Raw genomic sequence first — 12,588 nt, 5'->3', positions numbered from 1 at the left:
GTCGAAAGGCCTGCGCTGAGATGGGCTCTCGATGCATCGCAATTTGCTGCAAAAGGGGAGACATGGTCAGCCCGATGCACTGTGGCCTGGCGCCACGGGGAGGCAAGCCACAAGAATAAGACTAGGCCGTAGCGGGAGAGAAACCTTACCGCAGGTACTCATTGTCGAACCCGGCAACCTTGACCAGATTCTTGCGGTTGAGGATCTCCACATGGCCTGCCTTGAAAGAGACGAGATCGGCCTTGCGAAGTTCGCTCAATGTCCGGTTCACATGAACCGTGGTCATTCCGAGGATGTCTGCCAGCTCGTGCTGAGTGAGGGGGCACTCGTATCTGCCATGGACAGACAGCCCAACGGAGGACAGCCTCTCTTCCAATTCGAGCAGGAAATGAGCAGTGCGGCTCATCGCATTCCGCCGCCCGACATTCACCAGATGTTCGGCAAGGATTGCGTTCAGCCGGGCCAGCGAGCAAGCGAACCTGTTGCCGAAGTTGCCCCCCGACAGGATGTGTTCTACCAGCGCTTTCCTGGACACCTCATGAACAGCCAGTTCCGTTATGGACGCCAGCGATGCGAAACGGGGTCCGTCGACGGAACGGAAGCCGACAACGTCTCCCCACAACGGAGTGTCGATGACCTGACGTTCTCCGTCCAACAGCCCTCGGTAAAGCAGGGCCCAACCCGATTTCACGATGAATATTGTGTCGTCGTCATCATCCTGGCGGCACAGGACCGAGTGGGGTTTGTAGATTTTCGCAGCGCCGAGAATATCATTGTTCCCCCGTTCGTTCTTGGACGAAGTTGTGCCCGAGTGATGTGACCCTATGAACTGCGACAGCGTCTGCATGGAGACCCGCGAGTTTGTTTCAATTTAAGCACAACCTACAATAGTTGCTCGCCAAAAGCCAGATGTGCACGACTTTGTGTATAGTGGCCCTGTCGGATGCATGGTGCCATCCGTCCGCGCAAATCAGCCACTTGCGGTTAGATTCGCCTTCGTCCTCAAGGATGGAGACGGGATCTGCACGCATCCCCCGACAACGCTGCGTCAAACTTTTAAGTTCCGCATCCGACATCGCGCCCCGGCGGGAAAACGCCGATGGGTGCAGCAGATTGTGCGGTCCGCCTGAGAGCGAGGAGTGATTGCCCGCCCGGCTCTCCAGTCACTGCGCTGCAAACGCGCCGTTGGCCAATTCTCGGATGGTTGAACGGCAGGCGCGATCCTTCTGGGAGCTGGAGTACTGACAACAAACCGTTCCCGCTCGCGAGCCGTCGCGGACGCCGGCGTGAACTCCCGGTCTCAGGCGTTTCCCTTGGGGTTGGCGTCGCGCAGCCACTGCGTCTCCGTAGTCGCTCCGCCAGCCTGGATCACCGTTTCGAAGGCATCGATCAGTCTTTTGGCGGCTCGGCTTGCAATGTGTGACTCCGGGTATCTGGCCTTCACCTCCCGGGCGCGGTCGTAGACTTCCTTGAGCTGCCGGAGCTGCTTGGCTCGCAGCGCACCCTGCATGACCTGGCCGGTCATATCGTTTCTCCTCCTCGTGTCGGAACGCCAAGCAACCCGTCGGCCGCCCGTGGCTTGCGTCGGCCTGAGAAGCGGCTTTCGAAGCATTGGAATGACAATTGCGCGGGGCGGGCCGTGACGGCCGTCCAGGCGAACGGCATTGGCCCGCAATGCTGGGCCAGTAGGGCCGTCATCGCAAGGCACTCATGAGAGTCGCTGGAACCGACGCCCCTGGTTTCGTCGGCTGCCCCCTCACAAGATTTCGGAAGCATTTCAGCACCTACCTCCCAGCCAGCATCCAGCCAGCAAGGCAGCTTACATCGTGCCGAGGTCTTCAGCACATTGACCCCGCTTAAGCTTTAGTACGTATCGTCAGCCCGGCCGTGCGCAGGCTCATTCGGAAGGAGTATCGGCTGCCATCCTACTGCCGTGGGATGTCCAGCTACGTCCTTTGGCTTCCTTGTCCGGGCCCCGAGTTCCGCCTCCGGCGAGGAGCGCGCCTACTGGAACGTCAAGAGCCTGCAGTCCATCGTGGACACCAGCGGCCTCGGCATAGGTTTCGGCAGTTCGAGGGCATCGAGCTGGCCGATCGCGGTCCTATCCCAGCTTGGCTTCTTCGGATCGCTTATGATGGCACTGCTGCTCGGTGTCCTGGTCAGCGGCATTGGCCGCGTGCGGGAATGGGTCGATCCGGAAACCGATGCCGTCGTAACGAGCGTCAGGAACGCGGCCCTGGCCGGCCAGGTGGCCAACTCGGTGTCGGCCGGCAGCGCCGATCCAGGCATTCTCTTCTTCATCGCATTTGCCGTCGTTGCCACCACGAGGGTCCGCGCCCGGCGCGCCATGGCTGCATTTGAACGGACTCGGCATAGATTGGTCGCACAGGCGATATGAACGGCTCTGGACCGGCAACGGCAAGCCGCTGGTCGATCGCTTTGTACAGGACTTCACCGGGACACGCAGGCCGCGCTGGAGCTTACTTGCGTCCGTCCTTGCGGGCCGACGCCTGATAGACCAGCGAGGTCCAGCTGTTGCTTGAGGCGAGGTGGCAATAGAGCATTCCCAGCGCGCCGGATTTCCTGAGGTCGAGGAAGGCCTCGTCGCTCAGTTTGTTGAACGCGACCTCGTCGATCACCTGGAAATCGGTGAGGTTCAGCACCTCGCCGCCTTCCAGCGTCACCTTGCTCTGGCGCGGCGCGAACAGGCCGTGCGCGTCGATCTTCCCGATCATGGCCCGCGTCGCGTTGAAGTCGGCCTGGAACTGGTTGCAGAAGGCCAGCGCCTGCCTGGTCGCCTCGGTCGGTTCGGTGCCGTTGAAGAAGGGCGCGATCTTGCCGCCATCCTCGCGGAACGGCGCCAGCAGCTGGTCGATGACACGGTCGCTGGCGCGGTCGATGCACAGCGTCAGCCGGCCGGCCGTCCTGGTTTCGTCGGCAAGGATGAAGGGATAGCGCCGCACATAGGCCGGAATGTAGTGCGGCTCGCTCCAGCGGCCGTCGGCATCGACGAAGAGGTTCTCGTTCTGGCGCACGCCGGTGATGATCACCGGCGCCTTGGCGGCGCCGATGAAGACGATCGGATAGGAGCGCATCGCCGCTGGCATTTCCGACGCCACCACGGGGATGGCATGGGCGGAACGGGCGAAGGAGAAGTCGGCGCGCGCCGTCAGGCCTAGCGAGCCGTGCCGTATCGGGTTGAGCGCCTCGGGCTTCGAATAGAACAGCGGCAGCCCGGTATCCGCCGCGGCCGGTGCCGTCTGCGTTTTCAGGTCACTCATCCGTATTTTCCTCTGGCGCCATCTGGGTTTAGAGCAATTCCAGGAAAAGTGTGAAACGGTTTTCCGTCCGGGATTGCGGCAAGGCAAGAAATAGAACGGCTCAACGTTTCCGCGGAACGATGAACCGCTCCGGTGACCCCAAGCCGGTGACCATTCCGGTCTCGTTGGCCGACTTCGACTTCACTGCGGCGATCGATAAGCTCGCAGCCGTGAAGTGATCAGGGAAGGCCTGAACCGCAGGGCCGGCAAATGACCCCCCGCGGCGATGATCGAGGCCACGCAGTCATATCTGCAGTGGAGCGAACGGCGTCGATCGGATAGGCTCATGGTCCTCGGTCGCTTCTCGAGCGAGCGCGTCACGGAGGATCGGATGGTGACGGGTGGCTGTCTTTGCGGCGGCGTGCGTTACGAGATCGTTGGCGAGCTGATGCAGCCGATTGCCTGCCACTGTTCGCAATGCGCGCGCACCAGCGGCAACTTCGCCGCCTTCGCGGCCTGCCGGTCGTCATCAGGCTGCTGGCCTCGTCGACGCTCGGCTGGTACCCCTCGTCGCCCAAGGTCGAGCGCGGCTTCTGCTCGCGCTGCGGCGGCAACCTGTTCTGGAAGGCGGCACCCGGCGCCGAGACCTATGTCACGGCCGGCACCCTCGACCGGCCGACCGGCCTTCGCCTTGGCGAGCACATCTTCGTCGGCTCGAAATCCGACTTCTACGAGCTGACCGACGGCCTGCCCCAGAAGCATGAATGGTAGGTTGGCGCAGATCTGCCATCCCTGACGCCGCGCTCGCGCGGGTCGCCAACCGACGCCGGCGTCTGGCGGCTATTTTTCCCGCATCGCCCGGCGGAAGTTCTGCGTGATCGGCTCGGCGATGTAGGAAAGCACGGTGCGGGCGCCTGTCCGGATCATCGTCTCGCTCGACATGCCGGGCAGCAGCTTGCGGCCCTCCAACTTCGCGAGTTCGGTCTTGTCGATCAACACGGTCGCGGCGAAATAAGGTGCTCCGCTGCGCTCTTCCGTCATGCGGTCAGCCGATACGATCTCCACGACGCCCTCGAGTGGCGGCAGGTTGTAGCGGGCGAAGGCCGGGAAGCTGACGCGTGCGGGCTGTCCGGCGGCGATCGTCTCGACATCCTCCGGTTTGACCATCGCCTCGACCACGAGCTGTTGCCCGAGCGGCACGACTGTCATCAATGTCTCGCCGGGTTTCACGACACCGCCGGCCGTGTGGACCTTCAGATCCATGACGATCCCGTCGACCGGTGCGACGACGTTGGTGCGGGTAAGCACGTCCTTGGCGGAACGCTCCCCCTGTCTGAGGTCGAACAACTCAGCCTCGACCTTGCTCAACTCCTCGACAGCCTCGTTCAGCCGCACAGTGTTGAGGTTCAGGGTCTGCATGTCGATCTCGGCCATGGCGCTTTTGGCGCGCGCGATCGCCGCGACGTTGGTGGCGCGCTCGCCTTCGATCTCGCGTTGTTGCTGCCTGAGCGACAGATTCCGTTCGCGGGTGGTCAGCCCCTTCTTGAGCAGGCCCTCAAGGTCCTTGGTCTCGGCCTCAAGCGCCTCGATCTGCCTGTCCTCGGTGGCGACAAGCTCCTGCAGTCCCGTTATCTCTTCCGCGGTCTGGTGACGGCGCTGGGCGAGAATTCCCCGCTCGTCCTTGAGATTGTGGTGCTTGGCCGCGAACACGTCGCGCTGCGCGGCCACCGCGTCCCTCGCGGCGGTAGTGGGATTGGCGAGCAGCGTCGGATCGAACTCGATCTCGGCCTTACCGTCGCGCTCGGCCCGCAGACGCGCCGCCAGCGCCTGTCGCGTCGCTATCCGGTTCTGGACCAGGTCGAGCTGCGCCTTCGCCTGCGTGTCGTCGAGCCGGAGCAGGACCTTGCCCGCCTTGACGATATCGCCGTTGGCGGCGTTCAGCTCCGCGATGATGCCGCCCTCGAGGTGCTGGATGAGCTTGCGGTCTCCGGCCACCTTGACAACGCCCGGCGCCACCGCTGCGCTGTCCAACGGCGCCAATGCCGCCCAGCCCCCGGCGACGCCGAAGAACAGGAACATGATAGCAAACCCAGTGCATGTCACACCGGTTAGACGCAGGGGTACCGGTTCCAGTCGGGAGGGTGGCGGGAGCGGCAACGGCACGACGTTCATGTCTGGTCTCGTCTTCATGATTGTGCAGCGCCTGCATCGCCTCCTTGAACGCTTCCTGGCTTTGGCGGTAGATCCTGCCGGGCGGCAACAAGGTTGAGGCTCGGCCGCAATTTTCGTGTCGCGTACCGGCGCGTTGGGGCAGGGGCGCTGTCTTGGTTCGCTGCTATAGCCTGGTTCGCCGCAATAGCCTGGTTCGCGGGTATTGCCTGATTCGCCGCTACGGCCTGATTTGCCGCTACGGCCGGCATCGGACTCACCGCGCGGATGCGCGCGGCCAGTTCGCCGAAGACATAGTCACGTGGACCGTAGAGGTCTTGCTGGCCCCGGTTGAGGACCAATATCTTGTCAACCTTTTCAATGATGTTCTGCCGGTGCGCGATCACGATAATGGTCGTACCGGCCGCCTTGACCGCGCTGAGGGCTGCGATCAATGCCTCCTCACCCTCGCGGTCGAGGTTCGAATTGGGCTCGTCCAGGATCAGCAGCGCCGGGTCGCCGTAGAGTGCCCGCGCCAACCCGATGCGTTGGCGCTGCCCACCTGACAGCACCGCGCCGGATTCGCCGATCTCGGTGGCATAACCCTTCGGCAGCCCTTTGATCAGTTCGTGAACGCCAGCCAACTGCGCCGCCTTGACCACCTTGTCGAAGACCGCTGGGTTGAGCCCCGTGAAGCGGCAGATGTTTTCGGAGACGGTACCGGCAAAGAGCTCGATGTCCTGCGGCAGGTAACCGACATAATGGCCGCGGTCTTCCGCCGCCCATTGGGCAACGTCCATGCCATCCAGCAACGCACGCCCCCCGGATGGACGCCAGGCACCCGCCAGTATTCGCGCCAGGCTCGTCTTGCCGGCCGCGCTCGGGCCGATCAGCGCCATCGCCTCGCCCGGATTGAGCCGGAAGTTGATCCCTTTCAGGATGGGCTCTCCACCCTGGCGGGCGAGCACGAGGTTGTCGGCCTCGAACCTGCCTTTCGGTCTTGGCAGCGGCAGCACCGGCGTCGCCTCCGGGTGCTGTCCGGCGACGGCGGTGAGGCGCCGGTAGGCGGCACGCGCCCCGACCGTCGCCTTCCATGTGCCGATCGCCTGCTCGACCGGCGACAGAGCGCGACCCATCAGGATCGAGGCGGCGATCATGATGCCGGGCGAGGCCTCGTTGCGAACCACCAGATAGGCGCCAAGGCCGAGTATCGCCATCTGCAGGGCCAGTCGGTGGCAACGCGCGATGGCGGCGATGATGCCACCGCGGTTGGCGGCCAGGACTTGTCCCAGGTTTGCCTCGTCCTGCTGTGCCTTCCAGCTTTCCAGCAGCGGCTTCAGCATGCCCATCGCCTGCACGACCTCGGCGTTGCGGATCGCCGCCTCGGCCTGCACGTAGGCCCGCGACTGTGCGCTTGCGGCCTCGGTCAACGGCTTGCGTGTGAGGTATTCGTTGAGCAAGGCCAGCGCAAACAGCACGATCCCGCCGACCAGCGCCAACCAGCCCAGCCAGGGATGCATGAGGAATATGGCGGCGAAAAACAGCGGCGCCCAGGGCGCGTCGAGGATCGGGAAGATGCTCGGGCTAGTGAAGAAGTTCCGTATTTGATCAAGGTCGCGCAGCGGACGGGCATTTGCCTGACCGGGCGCCGAGGCGGAATGTTCCACCGATGCGGTCAGCAGAACCGGTGCCAGCCGCGCGTTCATCCACGCTCCGACATTGGCCAGCAGGCGCCCGCGCACCACCTCCAGCCCCGCCATCGTCGCGAGTGCCCCTGCCGCCATCAGCGACAGCATCACCAACGTCTCCAGGCTATGGCTGGTCAACACCCGGTGGTAGACTTGAAGCATGTAAAGCGCCCCGGTCAGCATCAGAGTGTTGATGCCGGCGCTGAACCAGATCAGCGGCCGGATTGCGCGCCTGGCCTCTTTCATCACCACTTGCAGGGCAGGGGGCTGTTGGTTGGCTTTCATCACTATTTCTCTGTGCGGGATGACATCGGAGCGTCGTCCACAGCATCGTAAGTGGACACTGCAAGCCGCCGCTTTGCTCGTCGCCTAGTTTTAGTCCAGGACCTTGATGTCTCGTGGACGACCGGTCCCCCAAGGGGGACCGGATCGCCAGGCGTTGAAGTTCTTGCAGGGTACGAGGACACCATTAAACAATGAAGTCCTGGCTTGCGACGATGCTCAGTGGTTGCGTAGCAGTATCCCCGTCGAGATCGGTGTTTGCCAGCGTGAAGTCGAACTGTTGATCGGGAACCGGAGCCTCGATGCTCGTCGAGAAGTCGAGAATGCGGACACCCGAGTTGGCACCGGGGACCGTGAACTGAACGTAGGCCGTGTCGAAGGCTTGACCACCATCGTCGTTGATGGTCACGGTCTGATTACCCGAGCGCAAGCCAGTAACGTTGTCGATATTGTGATCGATCAGATTACCGGCATTGTCGTAAAGCCACGATTCTACAGTGATGGCATTGATGTTTCCAATTCCTGCGACCGCAAAGGTTAGATTGTTGATATCAGAACCGTCCGCAGTATGGAAGGTGAAGCCCTCGTTGTTATTAATCTGCGAAGCCTGACCGCCTTTCACCCCGAATCCAACCGCATCGGGGTTAAGATCGTCAGCAGCTACAGTCGGGCCTCCCAGTGGAGCCGTGTTGAACAGCGTAAAGGCATCCTTGGTCGCGTCCGCTGCGGGGTGAGTGTTGAAGATAAGACCGTCAAAGACGATGCTGCCGGTGTTGTCCACCGTGGGTACCGTCAAGGTCTCCTGAGGACCGCCCGACTTGACCGCATTGAAGTTGAGGTCGGACTGCTCACCCTGGGGTGTGAAGAGCACGTCGAAGGTGTACCCCGTGTCCGTCACGTTCAGTTGGTAGAGGTCCGTATCGGTGGCCACGTCGTGGTAAGTCAGCGTGGTTCCGTCGTTGGTGAGGATCTCCGTGATGTCATCGCCTCCGAGATCGGTGTATTCGGTGATGATAACGTGTGAGCCATCGGCTCCGGCAGTAAGGTCGAACGTCCCTGTGTCCTGTTGACCGGCGGCCAATCCGACCTGGAACGGGTCATTATCACCAGTGATGCCGGTGAACGTCGGCCCGGCGTCCTCGAACACCAGGTGCGTCCCGAGATCCTCGTGGTTGACGACCGTCACCTCGGACGATGATGGGAAGGCGACTTCGAGATTCTCAATGCGTACGCCGGAGGTGCTTACCTTTGTGTCGTAGAAAAATCGAACGTAGATTTGGTCGACGCTATCGGCCGTTTCGATGGTATAATTCTCAAAGACGGCGCTGCCGGAAGGTAAGTTTACTGTGTCGGTGTCGGTAGCAACTACTACTCCATTATCGACAGCCCACCACTCAATGTTCACTTTCTTCACGCCGCCTACGGCCTGGATGTCGAACCTGATGCCGCCGATTTCGTTCGCATCCTGATCAGCAGAAGTCCAGGCCGCGTCTTGAACCAAGAAGCCCTCATTTTGATTCATCTGAGAGGCTTGACCGCCCTTCACACCGAAGCCGATGGCGTCGGGGTTCAGATCATCATTGGTTCCGGGGTTGGTTGGGACTGTCGTTGGATCGGCCACCGTCCCCGGGAAGATGAGTCCATCAAACTTGGCGCTGTGATTGTCAGTGGGATCGGTTGTCGCAACCGTAAGCGTCTCCTGCGGGCTACCTGACGGGATCGACGCGAAGTCGAGTGTCTGAAACGTCGTGACGATTTCGGTGGTCGATACATCCAGTGTGATCTTGCCTTGGACAAAAGACAGGACGTCGTCGTCGTCAACTTTGAAAGGATCGCTGTGCTGCAGCGGTTCGTATTGAATGAGGTAAACCTGGGCTGACGACACGCCGCCAGTCAAGTCAAGCGCAACCGCGAACGCCAGGGCGCCCGCGGGGTCAGGGTCACCATTCGTGTCGGCCTCGCGCCCATAAATGATGCCGTCTTCGTCTTGGTAGAGGAAGATTTCCACACCGTCGACGGTAAAGAGGCCGCTCGGCGTGCCGTCATCGGGGATCGACAGCGCCAGATCGGTCGCTTCGGTTGTGTCAAGGAGGGCGGCGTTGACGGCCACCTGCGGGAAGCCTGTCGTGGGGTCGGTAGGACTGATTCCATCCACGCCGAGAGCGGTGAGCGCGTCGCTCAGCGTCTGGTCGAGGAGGACATCATTATCGTCGGTGACGATCTGTACGCCGATCTGCTCGTCGAGAACGAGATTTGTGTCGTTAATAGTAGCCATAATCTGCCTCCCAATTGTGATCGAGCTGTTCCAGGGTCAGTTGGAATTAGGTCAGGGCGCGCCGAAAATGGTGGATTTCGAGAACCAGAACAGAACACGCCTTAACGTGGGCAAGTTCCGGAAGCGTCGAAAACTACGATTGCCCGTCCGCCATGACTTGGAATGCTGGCAAACCCCAGTTGCTGAGGATCGATCTGAAATGCGGCCCTCGGAGTCATTGTCCGGCCAAGGCAGAGGGCGCGTCCATTCGCGTTTCGATAGCTTTTCGGTCAATGATCGTCCTGATCGAACGATATATATCCTTCGATATACGGGCGGACGCGGGCCTGAACGCGCCGGGTCTTCGAGTCACGATGCGCAAACACATCGACGAACGCTCGCGCGCCGGCGCGATGCGCTTCAGCCCGAAAGGGGGATCAGATCAGGTCGGTGTTGGGACGGTCGGAGCCTCGGCCGTGCGCCGCCCAGGCGAGCTCGGCGCGGCTGCCGAGATTGAGCTTGGCGTAGACGTGATGCAGATGCATCTTCACCGTGCCTTCGGACACGTTTAGCCTCTGCGCGATGGTCTTGTTGCGCAGGCCGCGTGACACCAGGTCGGCGATTTCCGTCTCGCGTCCGGTGAGCTTCGACAGGGGCTGCTGCTGCGGCCTGGGCATCAGCAGATGCTGGACGATCTTGTTGTCGATCCATTTCTTGCCGCTCGCCACCGCGTTCACGCATTCGACGAGGTAGCGGTGGCTGATGCCGTCCAGCAGCAGGCCGTCGGCGTCGAGCCCTTGTATGTCCCTGACGTCGAGCGCGCTGTTTGGCTGCAGGATGAAGATGATGCCGATGGCGACGTTGCGCGCTCTCAGCCGCGAGGCAAGACCGGCAGTCTGGGGGTCCGTTGTGTCGAGGCCTACGATGACAATATCGGGCCGATGGCGTTCCACTTGGGGAAGAACGTCAACAACGCGGTGGCACTCGGCGACAATCTCGTGACCGGCCTTCCGCAACACCCATTCCAGACCGGCGAGATACACCCCCCGCGGGTCCGCGACAACCACTGTCGACATGCGAACACCGTCCGTAAAAAACGCAACGAACTTTGTTTAAATACCCCAAAAATAAGGAAACCAGAGCTTTGGCCAATTGTCAAGAAATCACTAATATAGTTGCGGCTATAACCGCAACTATAGGCCATGCAAGATGGCGCCGGGACCGCCAAGCAAGCTCCCGCGGGGCGTCGCCGCGACGGCGCCCGCGGGCCTGGTCCTGACAATCAGTAGCCGACGGTGAAGCGCTGCCGGATGTGCCTCGGCGTCTCGATCTCGTCGGCCATGACGATGGCGTAGTCCTCGAAGGAGATGCTGCTGCCCTTGTCGGAGGAAAGCAGCGTATCCTTGCCGAGGCGGAACGTGCCGGTGCGCTCGCCGGCGGTGAACAGCGCCGACGGCGACAGGAAGGTCCAGTCGAGATCGCCGACCGTCCGCAGCGTGTCGAGGAAGTCGCCGCCCTTCTGCGCCTCGGCCTTGTAGATGGCCGGAAATTCCGGCGTGTCGACCAGGCGCTTGCCCGGCGCGACCTCGAGGCTGCCGGCACCGCCGACGACAAGGTAGCGCTTGACGCCGGAGGCACGCGCGGCGGCGATCAGCGTGTCGGGATCGCTGGCGGTGAAATGCACCGCGCTCACTACGGCGTCATGTCCCTCGATCAACGCGGCGAGGCCCTCCTTGTCGAAGGCGTCGCCCTTGACGGCGGTCACGCCCGGCAGCCTGGCGATCTTGTCCGGGTTGCGGGCGATTGCGGTGATGGTATGGCCGCGGTCGGAGAGTTCTTTCAGGATGCGCGAGCCGGCCTGGCCGGACGCGCCGATGAGGGCGATCTTCATGGCATTTCCTTTCTGCGTGGGGGAGGGCTGGGAAGGATCACGCCGCCTGGATATGGGCGACGAGATTGTCGTAGCTGCCGAACAGCGCGTTGGCGCCGATCAGGCGCGGCGCCGCGTTGCGGATCATGGCGAGCGCGGGGACGCCATTGGCATGCAGGCGCTGGAACAGTGTGCGGCCGTGGCCGACAAGGTCGCGGTGCGCGGCCAGCAACGCCGGCGTCGGCGCCTTCAGCATCTGCGCCGCGTCCGCCATGCCGACGTCGGTCAATACCGCGGCGACACCGTCCACCGTCACGATGTCGCGCCCGCCGACATAGCGGGCATGCTGGATCGCCTTCAGCGCCGCCAGCCGCTGGCGCGGGTCTTCGAGTCCGCCGGCGATGATGCCGAGGGTGGCAGCGCCGGAATCGAGCAGGGTGCCGCGCACATTGAGCACATTGTCGAGATAGGCCTGGCTGAAGCGCTGTCCGCTCAGCCGCTCGATGCGCTGGTCGTTCGCCCAGGCGTGGGCGGCAAAGCCGGTATCCAGCGGCCGCGCGCCGGCGCCGGAGAAGAGGCCGGTCGGCAGGAGCTCGATCACGGTGCCGCTTTCCGCCAGCCTGTCCAGCATCGGCGTGGCGCCATAGCACCAGCCGCAGAGCGGGTCGAAAAGATAGGTCAGCGTCGCATCGTTCATGGCCGTCTCGTCCGGGTGTCTGTCGCGGAGTTAGATGGCAGTTCGGTCGCTTGCAAAAAACAGCGATCAATCATACAGACTGTCTGATCAGATCAGACAATGGCTCGCCGATGGCCGACCTTCTGAACCTCAACCGGCTCATCTACTTCACCACGGTGATTGAGACCGGGTCCTTCACGGCGGCCGCCGACCGGCTCGATGTCGCCAAGGCGGTGGTCAGCCATCAGGTAGGCAGGCTCGAGCAGGAGCTGGGTGCGACGCTGCTGCGGCGCACGACGCGGCGCGTCACGCCGACGGAAGAGGGGCGGCTGTTCTACGATCGCGCCGCCATCATCCTGCGCGAGGCCGAAGCCGCCTTTGGCGATATCGCGCGGAGCGCCGACAAGCCG

Annotated in this window: 13 protein-coding genes; 4 read left to right on the top strand and 9 right to left on the bottom strand. The window is 62.5% G+C overall.

The window, feature by feature from the left end:
- Positions 1 to 145 precede the first annotated feature (145 nt).
- Together EN738_RS20400 and EN738_RS20395 are read right to left on the bottom strand one after the other, a co-directional pair.
- Positions 146 to 847 carry a Crp/Fnr family transcriptional regulator gene (locus tag EN738_RS20400; RefSeq protein WP_127285277.1) on the bottom strand — a complete coding sequence of 234 codons (702 nt, stop codon included), beginning with the start codon at positions 845 to 847 and terminating at the stop codon, positions 146 to 148.
- Positions 848 to 1,300: 453 nt separating this feature from the next.
- Entirely contained in the window at positions 1,301 to 1,525 is a 225-nt protein-coding gene (locus EN738_RS20395) for a hypothetical protein (RefSeq protein WP_127285276.1), read from the bottom strand.
- 609 nt (positions 1,526 to 2,134) lie between these two features.
- On the opposite strand from EN738_RS20395, the gene EN738_RS35575 reads away from it, so the two are divergent.
- The gene (locus EN738_RS35575) at positions 2,135 to 2,398 is read left to right on the top strand and encodes a hypothetical protein (RefSeq protein ID WP_189605904.1); all 264 of its coding nucleotides are present in this window, start codon (positions 2,135 to 2,137) and stop codon (positions 2,396 to 2,398) included.
- Positions 2,399 to 2,480: 82 nt separating this feature from the next.
- On the opposite strand, the gene EN738_RS20385 is transcribed toward EN738_RS35575, so the two are convergent.
- Positions 2,481 to 3,281 carry a SapC family protein gene (locus EN738_RS20385; protein ID WP_127285275.1) on the bottom strand — a complete coding sequence of 267 codons (801 nt, stop codon included), beginning with the start codon at positions 3,279 to 3,281 and terminating at the stop codon, positions 2,481 to 2,483.
- A 50-nt stretch (positions 3,282 to 3,331) separates the two neighbouring features.
- Here EN738_RS20385 and EN738_RS35965 point away from each other — a divergent pair, with 50 nt between their 5' ends.
- Positions 3,332 to 3,499: a hypothetical protein gene (locus EN738_RS35965; protein WP_210214084.1), complete on the top strand. Its 168-nt coding sequence runs from the start codon at positions 3,332 to 3,334 to the stop codon at positions 3,497 to 3,499.
- Between the two features lie 238 nt (positions 3,500 to 3,737).
- Positions 3,738 to 4,031: a GFA family protein gene (locus EN738_RS20380; protein ID WP_245494589.1), complete on the top strand. Its 294-nt coding sequence runs from the start codon at positions 3,738 to 3,740 to the stop codon at positions 4,029 to 4,031.
- A 69-nt stretch (positions 4,032 to 4,100) separates the two neighbouring features.
- Here the strand turns inward: EN738_RS20380 and EN738_RS20375 are convergent, their stop codons facing one another.
- From EN738_RS20375 to EN738_RS20350, 6 genes are all read right to left on the bottom strand, one after another.
- Complete coding sequence (locus EN738_RS20375) at positions 4,101 to 5,450, bottom strand: HlyD family type I secretion periplasmic adaptor subunit (RefSeq protein ID WP_127285274.1); 1,350 nt, start codon at positions 5,448 to 5,450, stop codon at positions 4,101 to 4,103.
- Positions 5,447 to 7,381, bottom strand: a complete 1,935-nt coding sequence (locus EN738_RS20370) for a type I secretion system permease/ATPase (protein WP_245494588.1) — start codon at positions 7,379 to 7,381, stop codon at positions 5,447 to 5,449. The genes EN738_RS20375 and EN738_RS20370 overlap by 4 nt, the downstream gene beginning before the upstream one ends.
- A gap of 184 nt (positions 7,382 to 7,565) precedes the next feature.
- Positions 7,566 to 9,653, bottom strand: coding sequence for a hypothetical protein (locus EN738_RS20365; protein WP_127285273.1), 2,088 nt, complete (start codon positions 9,651 to 9,653; stop codon positions 7,566 to 7,568).
- 416 nt (positions 9,654 to 10,069) lie between these two features.
- Positions 10,070 to 10,708, bottom strand: coding sequence for a response regulator transcription factor (locus EN738_RS20360; protein ID WP_127285272.1), 639 nt, complete (start codon positions 10,706 to 10,708; stop codon positions 10,070 to 10,072).
- A gap of 206 nt (positions 10,709 to 10,914) precedes the next feature.
- Entirely contained in the window at positions 10,915 to 11,523 is a 609-nt protein-coding gene (locus EN738_RS20355) for an NAD(P)-dependent oxidoreductase (RefSeq protein WP_127285271.1), read from the bottom strand.
- A gap of 37 nt (positions 11,524 to 11,560) precedes the next feature.
- A complete protein-coding gene (locus tag EN738_RS20350; RefSeq protein ID WP_127285270.1) occupies positions 11,561 to 12,199 on the bottom strand; it encodes a DsbA family protein in 639 nt (212 codons plus the stop codon).
- Positions 12,200 to 12,309: 110 nt separating this feature from the next.
- Here EN738_RS20350 and EN738_RS20345 point away from each other — a divergent pair.
- Positions 12,310 to 12,588: LysR family transcriptional regulator (locus tag EN738_RS20345; RefSeq protein ID WP_145966886.1), on the top strand; the 279-nt coding region annotated here is incomplete at its 3' end.

Source organism: Mesorhizobium sp. M4B.F.Ca.ET.017.02.2.1, from assembly GCF_003998955.1.
GTDB lineage: Bacteria > Pseudomonadota > Alphaproteobacteria > Rhizobiales > Rhizobiaceae > Mesorhizobium > Mesorhizobium abyssinicae.
This window is presented reverse-complemented; position numbering and strand designations above follow the sequence as displayed.